Source organism: Streptomyces sp. NPDC054872, assembly GCF_053610705.1.
The window spans coordinates 160,380-184,027 of sequence record NZ_JBSGYY010000007.1 but is presented as its reverse complement, the minus strand read 5'-3'; the positions used below and the strand labels follow the sequence as shown (position 1 = coordinate 184,027).

Genomic DNA, 23,648 nt, shown 5'->3' with positions numbered 1-23,648 from the left:
AAAAGAGGCCAGGAGGATCTCGGGCAGAGGGCTCAGTCGAGCAGGGTCAGCGCCTGTTCCGTCGCGTCCCGCACCCGCGCCGGGTCCTTGGACGCCTTGCCGACCACGCGCAGCCCTTGCATCAGGGTCAGCAGCATGCGCGCGAGGGCGAGCGGGTCGCGGCCCTCGGGGAGTTCGCCCTGCGCCTGGGCGCGGACGAGCGCGGAGTGCAGCAGCGTCTCCATGTACTCCCAGCTGCGCTCGACGCAGCGGGTCGCCGCCTCGTCGTGCGGGCCGAGCTCGGCCGCCGTGTTGGTGATGAAACAGCCGTTCAGGCGGCCTGCTTCGGAGGCCGCCTCACGCCCGAAACGGCGGACCACCGAGCGGACGGCCGACAGGGCGGGGCCCGGCTGGGAGAGCTCCGCGAGCAGTCGCGGGTTCTGGGACTCGGCGTACCGCTGCAGCGCCTTCAGGTACAGGTCGTGCTTGTTGCCGAAGGTCGCGTAGAGGCTGGCGCGGCCGATGCCCAGCTCCTCGACGAGGTCGGCCATCGACGTCGCCTCGTAGCCGCGCCGCCAGAACAGCTCTAGGGCCGACTGGAGCGCGGCGTCCGGATCGAATTCCTTGGTCCTGGCCACAAGCGGAGACTAGGGCTATCTGGAACGCTTGGTCAAGTTAAACTGTCAGGCGAGGCGGACCCGGTGCGTCTCCACCGTCACCGAGTCGTCGTCCAGGCACCGGCCCGTCTCCAGGTCGAACCGCTGCTTCAGGAGCGGCGACGCGACGAACGGCCGGCCCGCCGCAGCGCCGAGCAGGCCGCGCGAGAGCACCGCGGCGCCCGTGAACGGATCACGGTTTTCGATCGCGTACGCGCGGCCCGCGCGGTCGATGAAGAGAGCGGCCTGACGGCCGTCCGGGAGCAGCGCGGCGATGCCGCGGCCGGGCTGGAGGCGCGCGCGGTCGCAGACCTCGAACCAGGCGTCGTCCAGGTGGAGTTGAATGCTCATCAGGATGCAGCACCTTCCAGGTCGCGGGGGCGGGAGCCGATGGAGAGCAGCGGCAGGTCCGGCTTGATCTGGTCCCGTTCCGGGACGAAGCTCACGGTCGGGTCCGGGACGTCGGGCGCGTTCACGAAGGACACGAACCGCGAGAGCCGATCGGGGTCGTTGATGGTCTCGGACCACTCGTCGCGGTAGTGCGCGACATGGTCGGCCATCAGGGCCTCCAGCTCGTCGCAGAGGCCGAGCGAGTCATGGACGACCACGTCCCGTACGTGGTCCAGGCCGCCCTCGATCCGCTCCAGCCAGGTCGACGTGCGCTCCAGGCGGTCCGCCGTACGGATGTAGAACATGAGGAACCGGTCGATGAGGCGCACCAGTTCGGCGTCGGACAGATCCTGGGCGAGCAGGTCCGCGTGGCGGGGCGTCGCGCCGCCGTTGCCGCCCACGTACAGGTTCCAGCCGCTCGACGTGGCGATCACCCCGAAGTCCTTGGACTGGGCCTCCGCGCACTCACGGGCGCATCCCGAGACGGCCGACTTCAGCTTGTGCGGGGAGCGCAGGCCCCGGTAGCGCAGCTCCAGATCGATCGCCATCCGGACCGAGTCCTGCACGCCGTAACGGCACCAGGTCTGCCCGACGCACGACTTCACCGTACGAAGGGACTTGCCGTACGCGTGTCCCGACTCGAACCCGGCGTCCACCAACCGGGTCCAGATCAACGGCAGTTGCTCGACGCGCGCCCCGAACATGTCGATGCGCTGGCCGCCGGTGATCTTCGTGTAGAGGCCGAAGTCCTTGGCCACCTCGCCGATCACGATCAGCTTCTCCGGGGTGATCTCGCCGCCGGGGATGCGCGGCACCACCGAATAGGAGCCGTTCTTCTGGAGGTTGGCGAGGAAGTGGTCGTTCGTGTCCTGGAGGGATGCCTGCTCGCCTTCGAGGACATAGCCGTCGGCGCCGATCGTCGGGGCCAGCGAGGCGATGATCGAGCCGACCGTCGGCTTGCAGGTCTCGCAGCCCTCCGTGCCACGGGCGGACTCGCGGCCGTGGGAGTCCAGGAGCCGCTGGTAGGAGGTGATCCCCAGGGTGTGGACGATCTCGTACAGCTCCTGGCGCGTCTGGGCGAAGCAGCCGCACAGGCCCTTGTCGACCTCGACGCCCGACGCCTCCAGCTCGTCGTTGACCAGCTGCCCGAGCACCTTCACACAACTGCCGCAGCCCGTACCGGCCTTGGTGCACTTCTTGACCTCGGGCACGGTGGTGCAGCTGTGCTCGGTGACGGCGCCGCGGATCGCGCCCTTGGTGACGTTGTGGCAGGAGCAGATGACCGCCGAGTCCGGCAACGAGGACGGGCCGATCGACACCGGGCCGCCCGCGCCCGCCGGAAGCACCAGCTGCTCCGGCGAGACCGGCGGCACGCTGCCCGTCATCGGCCGCAGCACGCCGTACGCCTCCGCGTCGCCGACCAGGACGCCGCCGAGCAGCTCGCCGCCTGTGCCGATGACCAGCTTCTTGTACGTTCCCGAGCGCGAGTCGGAGTAGACGACGTCCAGGCAGTCCGGGGTCGCACCGTGCGCGTCGCCGAAGGAGGCGACGTCCACGCCGAGCAGCTTGAGCTTCGTCGACAGATCGGCGCCGGTGAAGCTCGACTCCTCCGCGGCGATCGAGGCGGCGACGGTCTCGGCCATCTCGTAGCCGGGCGCCACCAGGCCGTAGACCCGGCCGTCCGAGGCCAGGGCGCACTCGCCGATCGCGTACACGGACGGGTCGCTGGTGCGGCACTGCTCGTCGACGGTGATGCCGCCGCGCTCGCCCACCGAAAGGCCGCTCTCGCGGGCGAGTTGGTCACGGGGGCGGACTCCGGCCGAGAACACCACCAGGTCGGTGGCGAGTTCGCTGCCGTCCGACAGCTTCATCCCGCTGACGGCGCCGTCCGCGGCGACGATCTCCTGGGTGCCGACGCCCGTGTGCACGGTCAGACCCATGCCGGTGATGGTGCGCAGGAGCGCGGCGCCGCCTCCCTCGTCGACCTGGACCGGCATCAGACGCGGCGCGAACTCCACGACGTGCGTGTCGAGTCCGAGCCCGCGCAGCGCGCCCGCCGCCTCGAGGCCGAGCAGCCCGCCGCCGACGACGGCACCGGTCGTGGCGTACGTCTTCGCGTACTCCTCGATGGCGAGCAGGTCCTCGATGGTGCGGTAGACGAAACACCCGGTGGTGTCCTTGCCCGGCACCGGCGGCACGAAGGGGAAGGAGCCGGTCGCGAGGACGAGCGTGTCGTAGGCGAAGGTCTGCCCCGAACGTGCCGTGACCGTCTTCGCGTCGCGGTCGACGGTCTCGGCCGGGTCGCCGACGTACAGCTCGATGCCGTGCTTCTCGATGAACTCCGGGTCCGTGAGCGAGAGTTCGTCGGGCGTGCGGCCCGCGAAGTACGAGGTGAGCTGCACGCGGTCGTAGGCGGGCCGGGGCTCCTCGCACAGGACGACCACGCGGTGCGTGTCGGTGAGGCCGCGGGCGGCGATGGCCTCCAGGAAGCGCTGGCCGACCATGCCGTGCCCGACCAGCACGATGGTGTTGTCGTGCGCGCTGTGGCGGGGGGTGTCCGTGGGCATCTCAGAGGCCTCCGTCGTAAGTGAGCAGGTGGAGCAGGGGGCTGCCGTCGTCGGGCAGCGGGTCGTCGGCCTCCCAGGCGCGGGCGAGCGCGCCGACGGCGGTGAGCTCGCCGAGCAGTACGCCGCCGACGAGCCGGTCACCGCGCACGATGACCTTGCGGTACGTGCCACGGGTGGCGTCCGCGAGCTGGACGACGTCGTCGTCGGGCCGGTGCTCGGGGTCGCCGAAGGCCGCCAGGTCCAGCGGAGCGGAGCCGGGACGTCCGTTGTGCAGGGTGAGGCGGGTGAGGGCGCGGGTGCCGGAGTAGGGGCGCGCGTCACGCGGGGAGATCAAGGCGTCCGCGAGGGCGTCGGCCTGTTCCAGCGCGGGCGCCGCCAGGCAGCGGGCCTCGCCGGAGTGCTCGGCGCAGTCGCCGATGGCGCGGATGTGCGGGTCGGAGGTGCGCAGCTCGTCGTCCACGACGATGCCGCGGCGCACGTCAAGGCCCGCGGCCTGCGCGAGCCCCGTGCGGGGGCGGACCCCGCAGGCGAGGACGGTGAGGTCGGTGCCGAGTACGTAGCCGTCGGCGAGCTCCACCGAGCGGATGGCCCCGCCGGTCTGGCGCACCCCGCGCACGCGGCACTCGGTGTGCACTTCCACCCCGAGCTCGGTGAGGTGCCGGTGGACCAGCGCGCTCGCGGCCGGGTCGAGTTGGCGCTCCATGAGCCGGTCGCCCTGCTGGGTGAGGACGACCTGGGCGCCCCGCACGGCCAGCGCGCGGGCGGCCGATACGCCGAGCAGCCCGCCGCCGATGACGACGACGCGGGTACCGGGTACGACGGCCTCGGACAGGGCGAGGCAGTCGTCCATCGTCCGGAAGGCGTGCACGCCGCGCGGCAGCTCCACGGCGCCGGGCTCGAAGAGGCCCCGCAGCGGCGGGAGCACCGGATTCGAGCCCGTCGCGAGGACGAGGGTGCCGTACGGGACGACGCTGCCGTCCGCGCAGTGCACGATCCGGTCCGCGCGGTCGACGCGGACGGCGCGGGTGCGGAGGAAATCGCCGGGGACGGGCGGAAGGGCGATGACCTCGGGGCCGAGGCGCCCGGAGAGGACGTCGGCGAGGAGCACGCGGTTGTACGGTGCGTGCGGCTCCTCCCCGATGAGGGTGACGTCGCCGGAGCCCCCGAGCCGCTGGGCGAGGCGGACACCGGCGAGGCCGCCGCCGATCACCACCACGCGTGAGTGCGGGCTCTGGGTGCCCGGGGTCGAAGAGGTCATGTACGGCAGAGTGCGGGGGCGGTGTTACCCGGCCGCATCCTGACTGTTTCCCGGGGGGAACGCTGCGCTCAGCGGGCGGTGGGGTCGGTTGTGAGGGGTCTGGCCGGGGGCCTTGTTCCCCGTTCACCCCGCGTCCGGGCCTGGACGAACTGGCCTTTCCCGCCCATCCGCCCGTTCATCGTTCGCCCCGCATCCGGGCCTGGACGAACAGGCTTTCCCGCCCACCCGCCCGTTCGCCCCGCGTCCGGGCCTCGACGAACACGCCTTTCCCGGCCGCGGCTTAACCCCCGTTGAGCCGATCCTCAAGCCCGCCTTAAGGATCAGCAGTATCCCCCTGACCAGCCGCTTTTGCCCCCGGTCCGCGCCTAGTCTGCGGCGGTGACCACCGAGGTAGCCGAATCCCGACTTGCCGCGTATCCCGCGCTCTCCGCATATCTGCGTCAGACCGAGGGACCGCAGGTTCCGCCGATGCCGGAGACGCCCCCGCGGACCCGCGCCGCCACCCCCGTTCACCCCATCCGCGTCACCCCCACCGCCCTGCGGGGCGGCATCCTCGCCGGAACCCTCGCCGTCACCGCGCTCTGGGCCGTGCAGGCCGAACCCTCGGCCCGGCTCGACGTGCTCTTCGCGACCGGCGCCCACCTCACCGGCCTGCTCGCCGGGTACGGCGTCCTCGTCATGCTCTTCCTGATGGCCCGCGTGCCCGCGGTCGAGCACGGCGTCGGCGCCGACCGGCTCGCCCGGCTGCACGCCCAGGGCGGCCGCTACGTCCTCAGCCTGTGCCTGGGCCACGCCCTGCTCGCCCTGTGCGGATACGCCGCCCACGCCGACACCGACCTCCTCAGCGCCGCCCTCGACCTGCTCGGTTACCCGGGCCTCGCCCTCGCCGCCGCCGGCACGTCCCTGCTCGTGGCCGTCGGTGTCACCTCGGCGCGTGCGATGCGGCGTCGCGTCCCGCACGAGACCTGGCGGGCCGTGCACCTGCTGACCTACCTCGGCGTGGCGCTCGGCTTCGTGCACCAGCTCGCGGGCCCCGACGTCGCGGGCAGCGTCCTGACGGTGTGGCTGTGGTCGATGCTGCACGCCACGGTGGCCGTGCTGCTCGTCTGGTACCGCGTCGTCGTACCGGTGCGGCAGGCGCTGAGGCACAGCCTGCGCGTCATCGACGTACGCGACGAAGGACCCGGCGTCGTGTCGGTCGTGATGCAGGGCATCGGGCTCGACGAACTGCGCGCCGAGCCCGGACAGTTCTTCCGCTGGCGCTTCCTGCGGCGCAGACTCTGGCGCACCGCGCTGCCGTTCTCCCTGTCCGCGCCGGTGCGCGACGACACCCTCCGGATCACCGTCAAGGCCATCGGCGACCACACGCGGCGGATGCGGCGCCTGAAGCCGGGGACCCGGGTGCTCGCCACGGGGCCCTTCGGGGCGCTGACCGCCCACCGGCGTACGCGGCGCAAGGTGCTGCTGCTCGCGGGCGGGGTGGGGATCACCCCGCTGCGGGCGCTGTTCGAGACGCTGCCCGGCGGGCCCGGCGACCTCACGCTCCTCTACCGGGCGGGCAGCGCGGAACAGCTCGTGCTGCGGGCGGAACTGGAGGACATCGCCCGGAGCAGGGGAGCGGGGCTGCACTATCTGCTCGGCCGGTCCGACGCCTCCTTCGACCCGCTCGCCCCGCAGGCCCTGCGCAATCTCATCCCCGACCTCGCCGAGCACGACGTCTATCTGTGCGGGCCGCCCGGGATGGCCGCCTCGGCCACCGTGTCGCTCGTACGGGCCGGGGTGCCCCAGGAGCGCATCCATGCCGAGTGCTTCACCTTCTGAGACTTCTTGCACCTTGGAGAGGGGCTGACGTGGGACGTCACCGCAAACCCGTGGGCCCGGTCCTGGGCCCCACCCTGCAGGCGCGCCGCAAGCTGGCGACGGGCCTCGCGGGAGCGAGCGCCCTGGTCGCCACCGTGCTCGCCCTCACGGTCGACCCGGCGGCGCCACCGGCACCCGATCGCGCCCCGGCGGGGGTCCCGGCACCTCAGGCGGCTCCCTGAAGCAAACCTCTGAAGACCCTCAACTCTCCCTGAATGCATGGACGGCGCGATCACCCCCTCCATAAGGTCGCGATCATGCCCGACATATCGCTGACCACCGTCGTCGTCCTCTGTATCGCCGCGCTCGCGGCCGGCTGGATCGACGCGGTGGTGGGTGGCGGCGGGCTCCTCCTGCTGCCCGCCCTGCTCCTCGGCCTGCCGGCCGGCACCCCGGCCGCGCACGCCCTCGGGACGAACAAGGCCGTGGCCATCGTCGGGACCACCGGCGCCGCGGTGACCTACGTCAGGAAGACACCGGTCGACGTGCCCACCGCCGTCCGGATCGGCCTCGCCGCGCTCGCCGGGTCCATGGGCGGTGCCTTCTTCGCGGCCGGCATGAGCACCGAGGTGCTCAAGCCCGTGATCATGGTGGTGCTGCTCGGCGTCGGGGCCTTCGTCATCTTCAGGCCCGCCTTCGGCACCGTGCCCTCCGCCCGCCCCGCATCACCCAAGCGCATCCTCGCCGCGATCGGCCTCGCGGGCCTCGGCATCGGGTTCTACGACGGCCTCATCGGGCCCGGCACCGGCACCTTCCTGGTGCTCGCGCTGACCGCCGTGCTCCACCTCGACCTGGTGTCCGCCTCCGCCACCGCCAAGATCGTCAACTGCTGCACCAACGCGGGCGCCCTCGCGATGTTCGCCTGGCAGGGCGCGGTCCTGTGGCAACTGGCCGCGCTGATGGCCGTCTTCAACCTCGCGGGCGGCATGTTCGGGGCGCACACCGCTCTGAAGAAGGGCAGCGGCTTCGTCCGGATCGTGCTGCTCACCACCGTGTTCGGGCTCGTGGCGAAGATGGCGTACGAGCAGTGGTTCGCGTAGTGGTTCGCGTAGAGGTTCGGGTGGCGGGGCCGGCCGCTGCCCTGCGGCCGGCCCGGGATCAGCGCACGCCCGTCATGTGGGCGAACACCACGACGTTGCCCTGGTACCCCGTCTTCTTCGAGTAGCCGCCGCCGCACGTGATCACCCGCAGCTCCGGCCGGTCCGCCGCCCCGTACACCTTGGCGTCCGGGAACCTCTTCGCGTCGTAGACCTCGTTCGCGTCGACGGTGAACACCGCGACGCTGCCGTCCCTGCGCTCGATCTCGATGGTGCGCCCCCGGGTCAGTCCGCCCAGGTCGTAGAAGACGGACGGGCCGTCCGCGTTGTCGACGTGCCCCGCCACGACGGCGGTGCCGGTCTCACCCGGCGTGGTCCCCGACTCGTACCAGCCCGCGAGATTCGTCTTCTTCGGCGGCGGTACGTCGAGGCTGCCCTGCCGCGTCAGACCGAGCCCCATGAGGGGCGCGTCGACCCGGATCGAGGGGATCCGGATCCGGTCGGGCGGGGAGGGGGGCAGCGCCGCGGCGGCCGGGGCGTCGCCGGACCGGGGGTGGGCCGACGCGGCCTGCTCGGCGGACGGCTGCGGCGGGGGGTGGGTCTCCGTGCCGTTGTGCAGCAGCCACGCGCCGGAGCACAGGGCAAGGACGGTGACCGCGCCTATGGCGGAGTTGAGGGCTTTCCCGCCGGGCTTCTTCCTGCGCGTCAATCGACTCGTCCCCCTCAGGGTTCGGGGAGGCCGGTCCCCACACCCCTCTCCGGGCCCACGAGGGACAGGCGGATCCGGAGAGGGAGGGGGCTGGCGGTACCGGTGGACAGCGGAGGGTGTCCGTCAGATCCTGTCGCCTCTCGCCCGGCGATGCAGGAGCCAGGTACCGCCCGCGGCGGCGACGGCAAGCGCCGCCACTCCCGCCGCGGTCTGCACGGGGTCGGGGCCGAGAGCGCCGCCGACCCCCGTCTTCACATGGCCTTTCGGGGTCACCTGCTGCTCCTCGCGGGCGGCGGCGGTGGAGGTGATCGTCACGACCAGGTCGCCCGCCACCTGCTTGCCGTCCGCGCCGGAGCCGGAGCACTGCGCGGCGATCTCGTAGGTGCCGGGCTGGGCCGACGGCGGCACCTTGAACGTGCCGGTCGCGTTCTCCTTGCGCGTGTCCGGGGCGAGCGTGAAGGTGCCGGCGCCGACCGCGCTCGCGTCACCCGTCGCGGTCCCGTCGCTGCCGCAGGCGGTGGTGTCCACGGTGACCGTGGAGCCCGGCATGACGGTGGACGGGCGGACCTCGAGGCCGCCACCCGCGTCGCGCGCGGCGGCCGCGGCGGGGGGTGCCAGCAGGGCCGCCGATGCGACGGCGAGCGCGGCAGTGGTCAGCAGGCGGGCTTTGCGCATCGTGCTTGCTCCTCCGAGGGGCCATCAGAGGGCACGGCCCGCGGCACCCCCAAGTGCCGCTGCGTCGGTCGAACCCCGCTCTACCGAGGTAAGTGGCACTCGGCGGCGTACGCCTCCTGAGGAGCTGTCAGAAACGCTGCGGGAGAGCGGCTTCTGACACTTCGGCGGAAACATTCCAGCAGGTCACTCGGCGTGTCGCCGAGCAGGGTCCGAAGGGGACGCGGGGCGCCTGTGAATGGGTGACCCCAGGGCTGACCGGAGGCCCCGCCGCGGCCTCTTCATGGCCTCTTCGTGGCTCTTCCGCGGCCTTCTCTCCGCGTCCCCCCGGCACCTCTCCGCGCCCCGCGTCCCGATCTGATTGCACCTCAGACGGTGTCCCAGGAAACGTCGGCATAGACCTTCGCCAGTGTCTCCATCAGCTTCTCGTCGACCGCGAAGCCGGTGTCGTCGATGCGCCGCACCGGCGCGATGCCGCGCGCGTTGGTGACGAAGGCGGCCGTGTACGAGGAGAGGCCGGCGAGCGTGACGGGGGCCCGGCGCGTGGGGATCCCGGCGGCCGGGAGGCCCGCTTCGAGCAGCTGCATGGTGACGCCGGTCAGGCAGGGCGCGTCGGGCCAGACGATGCCGGTGCCGTCGTGGAAGCCGACGTTCGTGACGGCACCCTCGCTGATCGTTCCGTCGGGCCCGGTGAGCAGCGCGTCGTCGAAGCCCGCGCGCCGGGCGAGCTCCCCGTGGCGGGCCTGCCCGAAGCCGCCGATGTGCTTGATGTGCGGGAAGGGCCGCTGGTAGGGGACGGACCGCAGGGCCTGCGGACTCCCGGGCATCTCGCCCGGCGCCCGGACGGTGACCGTCACGGACGGCTCGCCCCCGGGCGCGTGGACGTGGACGCGTACGGAGGCGTCGGTGATGTCGTCGCGGAGCACGTGCCGGATGAGCCCGCGCACGTGCTCGCCGTCCAGCTCCCGGTCGAACAGCTCACGGGTGGCCGCGTCGAGCCGCTCCAGATGCAGCCCGAGCCCGCGCGTCGCGCCACCCCTGATCTGCATCGCGGTGAAGTGTCCGACGCCACCGAGCGCGGCCCACAACAACCGGTCCGCGGTGACGTCCCGCCCATCGATCTCCATGCGTTGCAGGGGCGGTGGAGTTGTCGTCATGACCGCCACCGTACGACGCCTCCGGGAAACAGCTCGCACGTTCCGCTTGACCTCAACCTAGGTTGAGCAACGAGGGTCGTCTCATGACCCAGAACACGAATGCCGCTGATTCCGCGTCCACCGCCACGTTTTCCGCCGCCTCCGCCGCACCCCTGCGCGTCGCCGTCATCATCGGGAGCAACCGCGAGGGCCGCTTCGGGCCGATCGTCGCCGACTGGCTGCTCGCGCGGATCGGGGAGCGGGCGGACTTCGAGGCGGACGTCATCGACCTCGCCGATTCCCAGCTGCCGACTGCGCTCTCCTTCAACCCGTCGCCCGAAACCCTCGCCGAGCTCGGCAAGGTCACCCCGAAGCTGGCCGCCGCCGACGCGTTCGTCGTCCTCACCCCCGAGTACAACCACTCCTACCCGGCCTCCCTCAAGAGCCTCATCGACTGGCACAACGCCGAGTGGCAGGCCAAGCCCCTCGCCTTCGTCTCCTACGGAGGGCTCTCCGGTGGCCTGCGCGCGGTCGAGCACCTGCGCCCGGTCTTCGCCGAGCTGCACACCATGACGATTCGCGACACCGTCTCCTTCCACAACGCGGGCGCCCTCTTCGCCGACGACGGCACCCACAAGGACCCGACGGCCGCGAACGCCGCCGCCAAGTCGATGCTCGACCAGCTCAACTGGTGGGCGTGGGCCCTCCGCAGCGCCAAGGAGGCCCGCCCCTACGGCAGTTGAGGGACAGCCGGGGTCAGGCCTCCGGCAGGCGCACCGTCGCCACGGCGCCGCCGCCCGCCGCGTTGCGCAGCTCCACCCGCGCGCCGATCGCCTGGGCCTGGCCGAACGCGATGGTCAGGCCCAGGCCCGTGCCCTGACCGCGCTCGCGGGCGCCGGTCTGGAAGCGCCGCGGGCCGTCCCTGAGGAGATGCTCGGGGAAGCCGGGACCGTGGTCGCTGACGGTGACCACGGGCCCGGCCACCCGCACGTCGACCGGGCCGGCCCCGTGCCTGCGGGCGTTGGCGACGAGGTTGGCGATGATCCGCTCCAGACGGCGCGCGTCGGTGCGTACGAGCGTGTCGCCCGTATCCGAGTGCAGGTCCGCGTTTGCGCGCCGGCCCGAGTCCGAGTCTGCATGTGAACCTGAGCCCGAGCCCAAGCCCGCGGGCGGGTCCGAGTGTGGGTCCGAGTGAGCGTCCGAGCCGTCCGCCCCGCTCGCCGCCGCGAACCGCACCGTGCATCCCGACCGCTGCACGATCCCTTCCGTCAGGGCGCGCAGCGGATGCGTGCCCAGGTCGGGGCGTTCCATCTCCGCGTCGAGCCGTGCCACTTCGAGCAGGTCCTCGGTGAGGGTGCGCAGGGCGAGCACCCGGTCGCGCACCAGCTCCGTGGGGCGGCTCTGCGGCAGCAGTTCGGCCGCGGTGTGCAGGCCGGTCAGCGGGGTGCGCAGCTCATGGGCGACGTCAGCGGTGAAGCGCTGCTCGGCCTCGATGCGCTGCTGCAGGGACGCCGCCATCGTGTCGACGGCGGCGGCCAGTTCGGCCACCTCGTCCTTGCCCGGCCGGCTGCCCGGCACGCGCGGATGGTTGATACGGGCGTCCAGATCGCCCTGGCTGATGCGGCGCGCGGTGGCCGCCGCGGTCCGCAACTCGCGGCTGAGCCGGCTGGCGAGCGCGGCGCCGCCCAGTGCCGCGAGGATGACGACGACGGCCCCCGAGGCCAGCAGCTGCCGGTCGAACTCGGCCATCTCGGCGGCCTGTTCGGCCAGCGGCTCGCGGACCGAGAGCACATGGTCACCGACCGGGCGCGCCGCCCACACGACGGGGTGCCCGGCGCCCATGTCGAGATACGTGGTGCGCCGCCCGTCCAGAGCGGCGGCCCGCAGCGACGCCGGCAGATCGGGCGCGTCGAGGGCGGCGTCCGTACGGGCGTCTCCTGCGGTGTCGACCTGTCCCGTCAGCTCGTACAGCTGACGCACCCGCACCAGCTGCGCGGTCGCCCCCGACCTGGCGCTCTCGGATACCTGCTCCAGCCGCGCCTGGTGGACGAGGACCCCGATGGCGACGGCGACCACAGCGCAGCCGAGCGCGAGCAGCGCGGCGATCTTCCAGCGCAGACCGAGGGCGTTGAGCGCGGCGCGGGCGCGCCGCCCGACGCCTCTCATCTCGGTCCGTCCGTGCCGCGTGAGGGCTCCGGAGTGGGCGCCGGAGCGGGGGAGCCGCCGGAGCCGGTGTCCTTCTTGTAGTTCTTGGTGTCGCTCACCGTCGACATCCGCACGCCGTCCCAGTGGAACCGCACGGCCTGCTGGCCGCCGTCCGCGCACGAGCTGCGCACCAGCAGGTCCTTGCCGAGCGTCTCGATGCTCACGCGCCTGCCGGAGGTGAACAGGACCGGATAGACGCGTCCTTCGCGCTCCCGGTAGACGGAGAGGACGCTGCGGCCGCTCTCCGTGTCGGCGGCCACGAGCAGCTCGGGGCGCCCGTCACCGGTGAGGTCCGTCAGGAGCGGCGGACGCAGTCCGGCCTGGCCGGGGCGGTCGATCTCGCCGCGGTCGGCGAGCGGCTTCATCCGCGGATCGGCCCGCAGGATCTCGCGGAAGTCCTCCGTGCGGAGTCCGCCCTTGCCCAGCTTCGGCAGCTCTTTCAGGGCTTCGGGCGGGGGCTGGTGGGTGGCGGTGTCGGCGCCGGGCGCCTCGGGGGACGTGCTCGACCAGGCGGGCCAGAGGGGCTGCGGGCGCGGCTGCACGGACACGGACGGCGCGGGCTCACCGGCATCGAGCCCGTCCACGCTGCCGCATCCGGCCAGCACGACGGCCGCCGTGGCGGTGAGGACGGCGGCACGGCGCAGGAGGCGGCGGTGAGGACAGGAAAGGTTCATGGCTCCATCGACGGTAGGAAGCGCGCGTCACGGATAACGGGACGTTGTGTAACAGACAGGGGTATGCTGGCCGGAAACGCGCTATTCAGGACCTTCGGCCTGGCCGGTGGCCCCTGGCCCTGAGTCGGCGCCCCCGGGCTCGCCCGGTGGTCCGGGGAGAATCGGCGCATGACGTCGACGTACGAAACCGGTTCCGAGTCCGGACAGGCAGCGGTGCTCACCGTGCTGACCACGACCGACACCGCGCAGAAGGCGGAGGACCTCGCGAGCGGGGCGGTGGCCGCCCGGGTCGCCGCGTGCGCGCAGATCGTCGGGCCCGTCACCTCCGTCTACCGGTGGGAGGGTGCCGTCGAGACCGCCCGCGAGTGGCAGATCCTGTTCAAGACGGCCGCCGCTCGGTACGAGGCCCTGGAGACCTGGCTGACCGAGGCCCACGACTACGACACCCCCGAGATCATCGCGACGCCGGTGGTACGGGGGAACGCCGCCTACCTGGAGTGGGTGGAGCAGGAGACGGCCGGATGATCCGGGCGGGGGGCCGGCTGCCGTTCTTCGTGTACGGGACGCTGCGGCCGGGGGAGCACAACCACGACGTCCATCTCCGCGGCAGCATCGAGGCGGAGCGGCCGGCCCGGCTCCCGGGGGCGGTTCTCTACGAAGGGCCCGGCTATCCGTACCTCGTGGAGGGCCCCGGAGGCGGCCCTGTGCACGGCGAGTTGATCACGGCGACCCCTTCCGCGTACGACCGGCTCCTCGCCGGCCTCGACGTGCTGGAGGAGTACGCGCCGGGCGACCCCCGCAACCTGTACGAGCGCGTGGAGCGCGAGGTGATCCTCCTGGACGGGGCCCCGGCAAGCGCCTGGGTGTACGTGGCGGCGCCGCGCGTTGCGGCGAGGCTGCGCGCCTCGGGGGCGGTGATCGGGGGAGGGGACTGGGTGTCGTTCCGGGCCGGCAGGTGAGGCGCGGCCGCCACTCACCAGCAGGATCACGCCGCGACGCGCTGTGCGCAGCTCAAACACCTGCGCACTCGATCTGGTGGACACAATCACCCGTGCGAGCGACCCGGGTGAACCGCATGATCACCGAGGGTTGCGGCTGTGGCACTCTCCGTGTGCACCAGTCGGTGCGCGAGTCGGTGCGTGAGCACCACGTCCTCAGCAGGAGTTTCGCCATGAATCTTCGCCGTTCGCTGCCGGCCTTCGTCGGCGCCGTAGCCCTCACCCTCGGACTCCCCGTGGCGGCCGCCGCGTCCGCTCACGCCCCGGCCGCCGTCATGAACCCCTGCGGCTTCTACGAGACGGGCAGCGACGCGTTCTACAACCACTGCACGGGCGACGGCTCGAACGTCGTCATCAAGGTGGAGGTGGCCATGGCCCCCGACTACGAGCGCTGTGTGGGCCCGGGCAAGCTCTGGCTCGGTTCGGCGAGCAAGATCCAGGGCGCGCACTACGTCGGACGCACCTGCTGAACCTCACCGCTGACCCCGCCCGCTGACCACGCGCATGACCACGCGATTCACCGCGCGGTCATGCGCGTATCAATGGGCCCGTTCGAGCCGCACCGCGCACACCTTGAACTCCGGCATCCGTGAGACCGGGTCGAGCGCCGGATTGGTCAGGGAGTTGGCCCGGCCCTCGCCCGGCCAGTGGAACGGCATGAAGACCGTGTCGGAGCGGATCGCGGTGGTGATCCGCGCCGGGGCGACGGCCCGCCCCCGCCGCGAGACGACGGTCACGGGCTCGCCCTCCTCGACCTCAAGGCGTGCGGCGAGCCGCGGATGCAGCTCCACGAAGGGTCCTGGAGCGGCGGAGTTGAGCTCGTCGACACGGCGGGTCTGGGCCCCCGACTGGTACTGCGCGAGGACCCGCCCCGTGGTCAGGAGCACGGGATACTCCGCGTCCGGCTCCTCGGCGGCGCCGCGGTGGGCCACCGGCACGAACCGCGCCCGCCCGTCCTCGGTGGCGAACCGGTCGAGGAACAGGCGCGGGGTGCCGGGGTGCTCGGCATCCGTCCCGGCCTCGTCCCCGGACGCCCCCTCTCCCTGCTCCGGGCCGTGCTCGGCGCCCTCGTTCGCGGGACAGGGCCAGAACACCCCCTCCCCGTTGCCTTCCTTCAGGCGTGCGTACGAGATCCCCGAGTAGTCCGCCACTCCGCCCGCGCTCGCCCGGCGCAGCTCCTCGAAGACCTCCTCCGGGTCCGTCGGGAAACCCTTCTCGTGGCCCAGGTGGGCGGCGAGACCGTGCAGCACGTCCAGGTCGCTGCGTACGCCGTCGGGAGCGCTCACCGCCCTGCGGCGCAGCAGCACCCGCCCCTCCAGGTTCGTCACCGTGCCCGTCTCCTCGGCCCACTGCGTCACCGGCAGGACGACATCGGCCAGTTGGGCCGTTTCCGAGAGCACCACATCCGCGACGGCCAGGAAGTCGAGCGACCGGATCCGCTCCTCCACATGCGCGGCGCGCGGCGCCGAGACGACCGGGTTGGAGCCCATCAGGAGCAGGGCCTTGATGTCCCCGCCGAGCGCGTCGAGCAGTTCGTACGCGGAGCGCCCCGGGCCGGGGAGCGAGTCGGGGTCCACGCCCCACACCCCCGCCACATGGGCCCGTGCCGCCGGGTCCGTCAGCTTGCGGTAGCCGGGCAACTGGTCGGCCTTCTGGCCGTGTTCCCTTCCGCCCTGGCCGTTGCCCTGCCCGGTCAGGCAGCCGTACCCGGCCAGCGGGCGGCCCGCGTTGCCGGTCGCCAGGCAGAGGTTGATCCACGCGCCCACCGTGTCCGTCCCCTTGGACTGCTGCTCGGGTCCGCGTGCGGTGAGCACCATCGCGGTCTCGGCGTCGCAGAACATCTCCGCCGTGTCCCGCAGTTGGGGCACGGGGATGCCGGTGATCCGCTCCACGTACTCCGGCCAGTGCGCCATCGCCGCCGCCCGCGCGTCCTCCCAGCCGCTGGTGCGCTCCTCGATGAACGCCTCGTCCGTCCGGCCCTCGGCCACCACCAGGTGCAGCAGGCCGAGCGCGAGGGCGAGGTCGGTGCCGGGACGCGGCGCCAGATGCAGGTCGGCCTGCTCGGCGGTGCGGGTCCTGCGCGGGTCGACGACGATCAGCTTTCCGCCGTTCTCCTTCAGCTCCGTCAGGTAGCGCAGGGCGGGCGGCATCGTCTCGGCGAGGTTCGAGCCGACGAGGATCACGCAGCCGGTGCGCGGGATGTCCTCCAGGGGGAACGGCAGACCGCGGTCGAGTCCGAAGGCCCGCTGCCCCGCCGCTGCCGCCGACGACATGCAGAAGCGGCCGTTGTAGTCGATCTGCGACGTGCCGAGCGCCACCCGCGCGAACTTCCCCAGGGCGTACGCCTTCTCGTTGGTCAGCCCCCCGCCGCCGAACACTCCGCACGCGTCCGCGCCATGTTCCGTACGGATGCGGGACAGCCCCTCGGCGACCCGGCCGACGGCCTCCTCCCAGGTGGCCGGTTCGAGCCGGCCCGTGGCGTGGGATCGGATGAGTGGCTCGGTCAGGCGCACCCGGGAGGAGAGCACAGCGGGCGCCGTGCGGCCCTTGCCGCACAGCGCGCCCCCGTTCACGGGGAACTCGGGACGCTCCACGACCTCGATCCCGCCGGGGCCGGTGGTCAGGCCCATCCCGCATTGCAGCGCGCAGTACGGACAGTGGGTCGGTGTCGCCTTGGTGTGCATACGGCCCAGCGTCCGCCGGACTTGTTACGCCCCCCGACGCAATCGCGTTACACACGCGGTAAGCCGACCTCAGCGCTGCCCGCACCCTGCTGTGAGCCGGTCGTCGTGCCCCTTTAGGGGCGCGGGGAACTGCGCGAGGACGGACCACAACCGGCACCCGGAGGACGACCGGGAGAAGGCAGACGCACCCCTGCTCAAGGCCCAGGGGCCAGGCTTAGCGAGGCGCGGCAAGCGCCAGGTCCACGCCCGGCTCCCGGGGCCCCAGGAACCGCGGATCCGGATGGAACGCCGAGTCGAGCGCCGCCTTGCCGGCCGCGAACAGCTCCCGCGCGCCGCCGTAGTACCAGGTCGCGTCGTGCTTGGCGTCGACCCCGACGCCGTACGACGAGATGCCCGCCGCGCGGCAGAGCGCGACGGCCCTGCGTATGTGGAAGCCCTGACTGATCAGCACCGCCCGGTCCACGCCGAAGACCTTCTTGGCCCGCACGCAGGAGTCCCACGTGTCGAAACCCGCGTAATCACTGACGATCCGCCGTCCCGGCACGCCGCGCTCGGTCAGATACGCGCGCATGGCGTCCGGCTCGTCGTACTCCTCGCGGCTGTTGTCCCCGGTGACGAGGACGACCTCGATCCGCCCCGCCTCGTACAACTCGGCCGCCGCGTCGAGGCGGTGCGCGAGATACGGCGAGGGTTCGCCCTTCCACAGCCCGGCGCCGAAGACGACCGCGACCCGCGTGCGGGGCACGTCGGCGGTCGTGCGCAACCGCCCCTCCGCCGTCACGAACAGCCAGGTCGCGGGCAGCAGCGCCACCACGCAGAGGGCCATGAGGGTTTGCACGGCCCGCCGCTGCCCCTGCCGTGTCCGCGGCACCCGCATCCACTCCGGACGCTTCCACCGCGGACGCATCCACTCCGGACGCCTCATCCCGTCCCCCCGTACCCCGAGCCGGATCCCCCCGGATCCGATCACTGCCCCAACGGTAAGCGACGCCACCGACAACCCGCCGACGACAGCTTCGGCAGCGCTCTGACAACGAGCCACCGCCGTCGGTGAGCCAGGCCGAAAGGACCCGTCACCGGCGCGCAACGCGACCGAAATGCGGCACGGCCATCCTCGGTCCATGACGCCGTCGAACCCTCTTCGCGATGAGTCCGGCAGCACCCCTCCCGAAAGCACGGCGCACATCATGAACCGGATCACCACCCAGCTCGGCAGCCAGCTCGCCCTCGTCTCGCTCGACGGCAGGCGCCGCCCCGCCCCGCGCCGCCCCGCACCGGCGCCCGACCTCGTCGTGGTCGCCCACGGCAGCCGTGACCCCCGCGCCCTCGCCACCGTCACGGCGCTCCTCGCAAGGGTCCGTGAGCTGCGGCCCGGCCTCACCGTGCGTCTCGGCCACATCGAGCTGAACGAACCCCTGCTCGGCGACACCCTCGACGGGGCGGACGGTTCCGCCGACTCCGCCGTCCTCGTGCCGCTGCTGCTCAGCCGCGGCTACCACGTCAAGCACGACATCCCCGAGGCCGCGGCCCTCGCGCCGCACCTCGACACGCGCCTCGCCGCCCCGCTCGGCCCGCACCCCCTGCTGGTCGACGCGCTGCACGACCGGCTCGTCGAAGCGGGCTGGCCGGCCGGGTCCGGCCGGGCGGCCCGGCGCACCGGCGGCGTGGTCCTCGCCGCGGCCGGCTCCCGTGACCCCGACTCCGCCGCGGACACCCGGCGCACGGCGGACCTCCTCGCCCAGCGGCTCGGCGTACCGGTGGTTCCCGCGTACGCCACGCCGACCGCGGCCGCCCCGCTCAGCGTGCCCGCCGCGGTCCGCACCCTCGCCGCCCGCGGCCGTCACCGCACCGCCGTGGCCTCGTACTTCACGGCACCCGGCCGCTTCGCCACGCAGTGCGCCGAGGCCGCCCCCTGGATCGCGTCGGCCCCGCTCGGCGACCACCCGGCGATGGCCCACCTCCTCCTGCACCGCTACGACAAGGCCCGCGCGACCTCACCGACCTCACCCGCCACGCACCTGCCGCCCCGTCAGCTGACCTCCGCCTGACAGCCTGACCGTCGCCTGTCGGCCACCGAGGGGCCCTGAAGCCCTCTTTGTCACTGCTTGCGTTTACTGTCGGTGCATGGAAGGCACTGCACCGCACGCGTACGACGAAGAGGCGGCCTATGACAAGGCCGCCGTCGAGCGATGGGCCACCGAGCCCGACAAGAGGCCGGGGCGCACCGCCTTCCAGCGGGACCGCGCGCGCGTCCTGCACTCCTCGGCGCTGCGCCGCCTCGCCGGAAAGACCCAGGTGGTCACCCCCGGCACGCGCAGCAACGAGGCGTGGGACGCCAGCGCCCGCACCCGCCTGACGCACTCCCTGGAGTGCGCCCAGGTCGGCCGCGAGCTCGGCGCCGCCCTCGGCTGCGACCCGGACCTGGTGGAGACCGCCTGCCTCTCGCACGACATGGGCCACCCGCCCTTCGGCCACAACGGCGAGCAGGCGCTGAACGAGGTCGCCGAGAGCTGCGGCGGTTTCGAGGGCAACGCCCAATCCCTGCGCCTCCTCACCCGCATCGAGCCGAAGCGCTTCGTGCGCAGCGAGGAGACGGACGAACTGGTCGGCGTGGGGCTCAATCTGACCCGGGCCGCGCTGGACGCCGCCACCAAGTACCCCTGGCCGCGCGGCGCTCACCCCACCGACCCGGACTCGCCCAAGTTCGGGGTCTACGAGGACGACCGGCCGGTCTTCGACTGGGTCCGCAAGGAGGCCCCCGGCCGCCGCACCTGCTTCGAGGCCCAGGTCATGGACTGGTCGGACGACGTGGCGTACTCGGTCCACGACATCGAGGACGGCCTGCACGCCGGGCACCTCGACCCGAACCTCCTGCACGCCGAGCCCGAGCGCCGGGACATCTTCGCCGTCGCGATAGGGCGGTACGTACCGGCGGACACCGACCCCGAAGAGCTCTCCGAGGCCCTCGACCGCCTCCTGGACCAGGAGTGGTGGCCTCATGGGTACGACGGCTCGGCGATCGCCCAGGGCCGCCTGAAGGACGCCACCAGCCAGCTCATCGGCCGCTTCTGCCTCGCCGCCGAGACCGCCACCCGCCTGCGGTACGGCAAGGGCCCCCTCACGCGGTACGCGGCGGAACTCGTCGTCCCGCGCGCGGCCCGCCACGAGTGCGCGGTCCTCAAGGCCGTCGCCGACCGGTATGTCATGCAGCGCCCCGCCCAGGAGCGGCTGCGCGCGGACCAGCGGATCGTCGTCGCCGAGCTGGCCGAGGCGCTCACGGCCCGCGCCCCCGAAGGACTCGACCCGCAGTTCCGCGCGCTGTACGACACGGCGCCCGACGACCGCGCGGCCCTGCGCGTGGTCGTCGACCAGATCGCGTCCCTCACGGACGCCGCCGCGCGTTCCCTGCACGCGCGGCTCACGGCGAGACAGCCCTGACCCAGAGGGCCTGACATATGCGGTATGAGTCGATCGACCACGGGGCGTGACGAAAACTGGCCGGATCGGGCCGCAACCCCTTCCCCCATCACGCTCCGTGCGGGACGCTCCCCTGACGGCAAGGCTTTGAGGAGGCATCAAGTGGTCGACGCGGATCAGACGTTCGTCATTGTCGGAGGAGGTCTCGCGGGCGCGAAAGCGGCCGAGACGCTCCGGTCGGAGGGCTTCACCGGCCGGGTGATCCTCATCGGCGACGAACGCGACCACCCGTACGAGCGCCCGCCCCTGTCGAAGGGGTATCTCCTGGGCAAGGAGGAGCGCGACAGCGTCTTCGTCCACGAACCCTCCTGGTACGCGCAGTCGGACGTGGAGCTGCATCTCGGCCAGACCGTCGTCTCCATCGACCGCGAGGCCAAGGCCGTCCGCCTCGGTGACCGCGACGTCATCCACTACGACAAGCTCCTGCTTGCCACGGGAGCGGAGCCGCGCCGCCTCGACGTCCCCGGTACCGGCCTGGTCGGCGTGCACCACCTGCGCCGCCTCGCCCACGCCGACCGGCTGCGTCAGGTGCTGGCCGGTCTCGGCCGTGACAACGGCCACCTGGTGATCGCCGGAGCCGGCTGGATCGGCCTCGAGGTCGCCGCCGCCGCGCGGACGTACGGCGCGGAGGTCACCGTCGTCGAGCCGCAGGCCACCCCGCTGCACGCGGTCCTCGGCCCCGAGATCGGCCAGATGTTCACCGACCTGCACGCCGAGCACGGGGTCCGCTTCCACTTCGGCGCCACGCTCACCGAGATCGCGGGGGAGGACGGCCTGGTCCTCGCCGCCCGCACGGACGACGGCGAGGAGCACCCCGCGCACGACGTGCTCGCCGCGATCGGCGCGGCCCCGCGCACCGGCCTCGCCGAGGCGGCGGGCCTTGAGATCGCCGACCGCGCGCACGGCGGCGGTGTCGTGGTGGACGCCTCGCTGCGGACCTCGGACCCGGACATCTTCGCGGCGGGCGACGTGGCCGCCGTCCAGCACCCGCTCTTCGACACAAGGCTGCGCGTGGAGCACTGGGCGAACGCCCTGAACGGCGGTCCGGCCGCGGCCCGCGCGATGCTCGGCCAGGACGTGAGTTACGACCGTGTGCCCTACTTCTTCTCGGACCAGTACGACGTGGGCCTGGAGTACTCGGGGTGGGCGCCGCCGGGTACGTACGACCAGGTCGTGGTCCGAGGCGACGCGGGGAAGCGGGAGTTCGTCGCCTTCTGGCTGAGCGAGGGCCGGGTCCTGGCCGGGATGAACGTGAATGTGTGGGACGTCACGGACCCGATCCAGAAGCTGATCCGCGCGGGCGCGCGACCGCCCGCCGAGTCCCTCTCCGACCCGTCCGTCCCCCTGGAGTCGCTGCTCGGGTGACGGGCCGGGCGGGAGTGTCACAGCAGGGCCGTAGTATTCCTACGTGGCAGGCAGGATCAATGACGAGGACGTGAAGGCGGTTCGGGACGCGGTCCCGATCGACGCCGTGGTCTCCGACTACCTCCAGCTGCGGAACGCGGGCGGAGGCAACCTCAAGGGCCTGTGCCCCTTCCACGACGAGAAGTCACCGTCCTTCCAGGTCAGCCCGAGCAAGGGTCTCTTCCACTGCTTCGGCTGCCAGGAAGGCGGCGACACGATCGCCTTCGTGATGAAGATCGACCACCTCACCTTCTCGGAGACGGTCGAGCGCCTGGCCGCCCAGGCGGGCATCACCCTGCGGTACGAGGAGGGTGGGTACAACCCCACGAGCCAGCGCGGCGAGCGCATCCGTCTCGTCGAGGCCCACAAGATCGCCGCTCAGTTCTACGTGGACCAGCTGGAGAGCCCCGAGGCCGAGATCGGCCGCAAGTTCCTGGCCGAGCGCGGCTTCGACCAGGCGGCCGCCGCGCACTTCGGCGTCGGCTACAGCCCCGCGGGCTGGGACCACCTCACCCGGTTCCTGCGCGGCAAGGGCTTCACCGACAAGGAGCTCGTCCTCTCCGGCATCTCCCAGGAGGGCCGCCGCGGCCCCATCGACCGCTTCCGCGGCCGTCTGATGTGGCCGATCCGCGACATCAGCGGCGAGGTCGTCGGCTTCGGCGCGCGCAAGCTGCGCGACGACGACAACGGCCCCAAGTACCTCAACACCCCCGAGACGCCGATCTACAAGAAGGGCCAGGTGCTCTACGGGGTGGACCTGGCCAAGAAGGAGATCGCCAAGACCTCCCGCGCGGTCGTCGTCGAGGGGTACACGGACGTCATGGCCTGCCACCTCGCCGGTGTCACGACGGCCATCGCGACCTGCGGCACCGCTTTCGGCGGCGACCACATCAAGATCCTGCGCCGCCTCCTGATGGACAACGGCTCGGCACGGGTGATCTTCACCTTCGACGGTGACGCGGCAGGCCAGAAGGCCGCCCTGCGCGCCTTCGAGGACGACCAGAAGTTCGCCGCCGAGACGTACATCGCCATCGCGCCCGAGGGCATGGACCCCTGCGAGCTGCGCCTCGCCAAGGGGGACTCGGCGGTCGCCGACCTCGTCGAACCCCGCACGCCGCTCTTCGAGTTCGCGCTGCGCCAGATCGTCGCGCGCTACGACCTGGAGACCCCCGCGGGCCGCGCCGCCGCCCTGGACGAGGCGGCGCCGGTCGTGGCCCGCATCAAGAACAGCGGCGCGCAGCACGAGGTCGCCGTCCAGCTCGCCGGGATGCTCGGCATCCTGGACACCCAGTTCGTGGTCAAGCGCGTGGCCCAGCTCGCGCGTTGGGCCCGCGACCGGGGCGGCCGGGGCCCGGCCCCGCAGCAGCGCCCGCAGCACCAGCAGTACGCGTCCTCGGGACCCTCGGCGCCCTCGGGGCCCTCGGGCCCCGCGCTCACCCTGCGCAGCCCCGCCCACCGCACCGAGCGCGAGCTGCTCAAGCTGGCCCTACAGCGCCCGGAGCTGGTCTCCCCGGCCTTCGACGCGTACGGCGTGGACGAGTTCACCGCGCCGCCGTACGCGGCGGTGCGCCAGTGCGTCGAGGAGGCGGGCGGCGCCGAGGCGGGCATCCCCGAACCGCAGACCTACCTCGCCCGCGTCCTGGACGCCGCGCCGGACGACACGGTCCGCGCCATGGTCACCGAGCTGGCCGTCGAGGCGATCCTGCGCAAGCAGGTGGACGAGATCTACGCGGGCATCCAGCTCGTCCAGGTCCGGCTGCGCGCCGTCGACCGCCGTATCCGCGACGTCCAGGGCAGCCTGACCCGCCTGAGCGCACAGGGCGATCCCGGACAACTGGCCGCGGTCCAGAACGAGTTGTGGATCCTCCAGCAGTACGCCCAGGCGCTCCGCGAGCGCGGCGCCGACGCGCTCTGAGGTTCGTTCGGCGCCCGGCTGGTTACC

General features: G+C 72.5%; 22 protein-coding genes. 11 read left to right on the top strand and 11 right to left on the bottom strand.

Going from position 1 to position 23,648, the window contains the following annotated elements:
• Nucleotides 1-32 precede the first annotated feature (32 nt).
• Genes ACWGIH_RS11380 through ACWGIH_RS11365 form a run of 4 tightly spaced genes read right to left on the bottom strand, consistent with a single transcriptional unit; the run spans nucleotide 33 to nucleotide 4,850 of the window.
• A complete protein-coding gene (locus ACWGIH_RS11380; protein ID WP_453447557.1) occupies nucleotides 33-617 on the bottom strand; it encodes a TetR/AcrR family transcriptional regulator in 585 nt (194 codons plus the stop codon).
• A gap of 45 nt (nucleotides 618-662) precedes the next feature.
• Nucleotides 663-986: a nitrite reductase small subunit NirD gene (gene nirD / locus ACWGIH_RS11375; RefSeq protein WP_453447558.1), complete on the bottom strand. Its 324-nt coding sequence runs from the start codon at nucleotides 984-986 to the stop codon at nucleotides 663-665.
• The gene (gene nirB / locus ACWGIH_RS11370) at nucleotides 986-3,592 is read right to left on the bottom strand and encodes a nitrite reductase large subunit NirB (protein WP_453447559.1); all 2,607 of its coding nucleotides are present in this window, start codon (nucleotides 3,590-3,592) and stop codon (nucleotides 986-988) included. The genes nirD and nirB overlap by 1 nt, the downstream gene beginning before the upstream one ends.
• A 1-nt stretch (nucleotide 3,593) precedes the next feature.
• Nucleotides 3,594-4,850: an NAD(P)/FAD-dependent oxidoreductase gene (locus ACWGIH_RS11365; protein WP_453447560.1), complete on the bottom strand. Its 1,257-nt coding sequence runs from the start codon at nucleotides 4,848-4,850 to the stop codon at nucleotides 3,594-3,596.
• Nucleotides 4,851-5,228: 378 nt separating this feature from the next.
• Here ACWGIH_RS11365 and ACWGIH_RS11360 point away from each other — a divergent pair, with 378 nt between their 5' ends.
• The 3 genes from ACWGIH_RS11360 to ACWGIH_RS11350 all read left to right on the top strand — a co-directional run bounded on the left by ACWGIH_RS11360 (nucleotide 5,229) and on the right by ACWGIH_RS11350 (nucleotide 7,750).
• Nucleotides 5,229-6,671, top strand: coding sequence for a ferredoxin reductase family protein (locus ACWGIH_RS11360; protein WP_453447561.1), 1,443 nt, complete (start codon nucleotides 5,229-5,231; stop codon nucleotides 6,669-6,671).
• Nucleotides 6,672-6,700: 29 nt separating this feature from the next.
• Entirely contained in the window at nucleotides 6,701-6,892 is a 192-nt protein-coding gene (locus ACWGIH_RS11355; RefSeq protein ID WP_453447563.1) for a hypothetical protein, read from the top strand.
• A 75-nt stretch (nucleotides 6,893-6,967) separates the two neighbouring features.
• Nucleotides 6,968-7,750, top strand: coding sequence for a sulfite exporter TauE/SafE family protein (locus ACWGIH_RS11350; RefSeq protein ID WP_453447565.1), 783 nt, complete (start codon nucleotides 6,968-6,970; stop codon nucleotides 7,748-7,750).
• A gap of 58 nt (nucleotides 7,751-7,808) precedes the next feature.
• On the opposite strand, the gene ACWGIH_RS11345 is transcribed toward ACWGIH_RS11350, so the two are convergent.
• From ACWGIH_RS11345 to ACWGIH_RS11335, 3 genes are all read right to left on the bottom strand, one after another.
• Nucleotides 7,809-8,456 carry a class F sortase gene (locus tag ACWGIH_RS11345; RefSeq protein ID WP_453447567.1) on the bottom strand — a complete coding sequence of 216 codons (648 nt, stop codon included), beginning with the start codon at nucleotides 8,454-8,456 and terminating at the stop codon, nucleotides 7,809-7,811.
• Nucleotides 8,457-8,579: 123 nt separating this feature from the next.
• Nucleotides 8,580-9,131: a hypothetical protein gene (locus ACWGIH_RS11340; protein WP_453447568.1), complete on the bottom strand. Its 552-nt coding sequence runs from the start codon at nucleotides 9,129-9,131 to the stop codon at nucleotides 8,580-8,582.
• A 365-nt stretch (nucleotides 9,132-9,496) separates the two neighbouring features.
• Nucleotides 9,497-10,285, bottom strand: a complete 789-nt coding sequence (locus ACWGIH_RS11335; protein WP_453447569.1) for an aminotransferase class IV family protein — start codon at nucleotides 10,283-10,285, stop codon at nucleotides 9,497-9,499.
• Nucleotides 10,286-10,368: 83 nt separating this feature from the next.
• Here ACWGIH_RS11335 and ACWGIH_RS11330 point away from each other — a divergent pair, with 83 nt between their 5' ends.
• Complete coding sequence (locus tag ACWGIH_RS11330) at nucleotides 10,369-11,007, top strand: NADPH-dependent FMN reductase (protein ID WP_453447571.1); 639 nt, start codon at nucleotides 10,369-10,371, stop codon at nucleotides 11,005-11,007.
• Nucleotides 11,008-11,020: 13 nt separating this feature from the next.
• On the opposite strand, the gene ACWGIH_RS11325 is transcribed toward ACWGIH_RS11330, so the two are convergent.
• Nucleotides 11,021-12,430, bottom strand: coding sequence for an ATP-binding protein (locus ACWGIH_RS11325; RefSeq protein ID WP_453447573.1), 1,410 nt, complete (start codon nucleotides 12,428-12,430; stop codon nucleotides 11,021-11,023).
• Nucleotides 12,427-13,143, bottom strand: a complete 717-nt coding sequence (locus tag ACWGIH_RS11320) for a hypothetical protein (protein ID WP_453447575.1) — start codon at nucleotides 13,141-13,143, stop codon at nucleotides 12,427-12,429. Before ACWGIH_RS11320 ends, ACWGIH_RS11325 begins: the two co-directional genes overlap by 4 nt.
• A 168-nt stretch (nucleotides 13,144-13,311) precedes the next feature.
• On the opposite strand from ACWGIH_RS11320, the gene cutA reads away from it, so the two are divergent.
• The 3 genes from cutA to ACWGIH_RS11305 all read left to right on the top strand — a co-directional run bounded on the left by cutA (nucleotide 13,312) and on the right by ACWGIH_RS11305 (nucleotide 14,611).
• Nucleotides 13,312-13,668 (top strand): divalent-cation tolerance protein CutA, encoded by a 357-nt coding sequence (cutA, locus tag ACWGIH_RS11315; RefSeq protein WP_453447577.1) that lies wholly within the window; start codon nucleotides 13,312-13,314, stop codon nucleotides 13,666-13,668.
• On the top strand, nucleotides 13,665-14,102 hold the full coding sequence (locus ACWGIH_RS11310; RefSeq protein WP_453447579.1) for a gamma-glutamylcyclotransferase family protein: 438 nt from the start codon (nucleotides 13,665-13,667) through the stop codon (nucleotides 14,100-14,102). The genes cutA and ACWGIH_RS11310 overlap by 4 nt, the downstream gene beginning before the upstream one ends.
• A gap of 212 nt (nucleotides 14,103-14,314) precedes the next feature.
• Nucleotides 14,315-14,611, top strand: coding sequence for a DUF6355 family natural product biosynthesis protein (locus ACWGIH_RS11305; RefSeq protein ID WP_453447581.1), 297 nt, complete (start codon nucleotides 14,315-14,317; stop codon nucleotides 14,609-14,611).
• A gap of 69 nt (nucleotides 14,612-14,680) precedes the next feature.
• On the opposite strand, the gene ACWGIH_RS11300 is transcribed toward ACWGIH_RS11305, so the two are convergent.
• Together ACWGIH_RS11300 and ACWGIH_RS11295 are read right to left on the bottom strand one after the other, a co-directional pair.
• Nucleotides 14,681-16,825 (bottom strand): molybdopterin oxidoreductase family protein, encoded by a 2,145-nt coding sequence (locus ACWGIH_RS11300; protein ID WP_453447583.1) that lies wholly within the window; start codon nucleotides 16,823-16,825, stop codon nucleotides 14,681-14,683.
• 214 nt (nucleotides 16,826-17,039) lie between these two features.
• Entirely contained in the window at nucleotides 17,040-17,732 is a 693-nt protein-coding gene (locus ACWGIH_RS11295; protein WP_453447647.1) for a SanA/YdcF family protein, read from the bottom strand.
• Between the two features lie 214 nt (nucleotides 17,733-17,946).
• Between ACWGIH_RS11295 and ACWGIH_RS11290 the strand changes: the two genes are divergently transcribed.
• The 4 genes from ACWGIH_RS11290 to dnaG all read left to right on the top strand — a co-directional run bounded on the left by ACWGIH_RS11290 (nucleotide 17,947) and on the right by dnaG (nucleotide 23,621).
• Nucleotides 17,947-18,873: a sirohydrochlorin chelatase gene (locus ACWGIH_RS11290; protein ID WP_453447585.1), complete on the top strand. Its 927-nt coding sequence runs from the start codon at nucleotides 17,947-17,949 to the stop codon at nucleotides 18,871-18,873.
• A gap of 76 nt (nucleotides 18,874-18,949) precedes the next feature.
• A complete protein-coding gene (locus ACWGIH_RS11285) occupies nucleotides 18,950-20,263 on the top strand; it encodes a deoxyguanosinetriphosphate triphosphohydrolase (protein WP_453447587.1) in 1,314 nt (437 codons plus the stop codon).
• 141 nt (nucleotides 20,264-20,404) lie between these two features.
• Nucleotides 20,405-21,667, top strand: coding sequence for an NAD(P)/FAD-dependent oxidoreductase (locus ACWGIH_RS11280; protein ID WP_453447588.1), 1,263 nt, complete (start codon nucleotides 20,405-20,407; stop codon nucleotides 21,665-21,667).
• 43 nt (nucleotides 21,668-21,710) lie between these two features.
• On the top strand, nucleotides 21,711-23,621 hold the full coding sequence (gene dnaG / locus ACWGIH_RS11275) for a DNA primase (RefSeq protein ID WP_453447590.1): 1,911 nt from the start codon (nucleotides 21,711-21,713) through the stop codon (nucleotides 23,619-23,621).
• Nucleotides 23,622-23,648 lie beyond the last annotated feature (27 nt).

What these genes read in the sequence shown, in the direction of transcription:
- ACWGIH_RS11295 (WP_453447647.1), bottom strand. Translation starts at nt 17,732, where the DNA reads ATGCGTCCGCGGTGGAAGCGTCCGGAGTGGATGCGGGTGCCGCGGACA.
- ACWGIH_RS11285 (WP_453447587.1), top strand. Translation starts at nt 18,950, where the DNA reads ATGGAAGGCACTGCACCGCACGCGTACGACGAAGAGGCGGCCTATGAC.
- ACWGIH_RS11350 (WP_453447565.1), top strand. Translation starts at nt 6,968, where the DNA reads ATGCCCGACATATCGCTGACCACCGTCGTCGTCCTCTGTATCGCCGCG.
- ACWGIH_RS11310 (WP_453447579.1), top strand. Translation starts at nt 13,665, where the DNA reads ATGATCCGGGCGGGGGGCCGGCTGCCGTTCTTCGTGTACGGGACGCTG.
- ACWGIH_RS11305 (WP_453447581.1), top strand. Translation starts at nt 14,315, where the DNA reads ATGAATCTTCGCCGTTCGCTGCCGGCCTTCGTCGGCGCCGTAGCCCTC.
- ACWGIH_RS11320 (WP_453447575.1), bottom strand. Translation starts at nt 13,143, where the DNA reads ATGAACCTTTCCTGTCCTCACCGCCGCCTCCTGCGCCGTGCCGCCGTC.
- nirD (WP_453447558.1), bottom strand. Translation starts at nt 986, where the DNA reads ATGAGCATTCAACTCCACCTGGACGACGCCTGGTTCGAGGTCTGCGAC.
- ACWGIH_RS11325 (WP_453447573.1), bottom strand. Translation starts at nt 12,430, where the DNA reads ATGAGAGGCGTCGGGCGGCGCGCCCGCGCCGCGCTCAACGCCCTCGGT.
- ACWGIH_RS11335 (WP_453447569.1), bottom strand. Translation starts at nt 10,285, where the DNA reads ATGACGACAACTCCACCGCCCCTGCAACGCATGGAGATCGATGGGCGG.
- ACWGIH_RS11300 (WP_453447583.1), bottom strand. Translation starts at nt 16,825, where the DNA reads ATGCACACCAAGGCGACACCGACCCACTGTCCGTACTGCGCGCTGCAA.
- ACWGIH_RS11365 (WP_453447560.1), bottom strand. Translation starts at nt 4,850, where the DNA reads ATGACCTCTTCGACCCCGGGCACCCAGAGCCCGCACTCACGCGTGGTG.
- cutA (WP_453447577.1), top strand. Translation starts at nt 13,312, where the DNA reads ATGACGTCGACGTACGAAACCGGTTCCGAGTCCGGACAGGCAGCGGTG.
- ACWGIH_RS11340 (WP_453447568.1), bottom strand. Translation starts at nt 9,131, where the DNA reads ATGCGCAAAGCCCGCCTGCTGACCACTGCCGCGCTCGCCGTCGCATCG.
- ACWGIH_RS11330 (WP_453447571.1), top strand. Translation starts at nt 10,369, where the DNA reads ATGACCCAGAACACGAATGCCGCTGATTCCGCGTCCACCGCCACGTTT.
- ACWGIH_RS11290 (WP_453447585.1), top strand. Translation starts at nt 17,947, where the DNA reads ATGACGCCGTCGAACCCTCTTCGCGATGAGTCCGGCAGCACCCCTCCC.
- nirB (WP_453447559.1), bottom strand. Translation starts at nt 3,592, where the DNA reads ATGCCCACGGACACCCCCCGCCACAGCGCGCACGACAACACCATCGTG.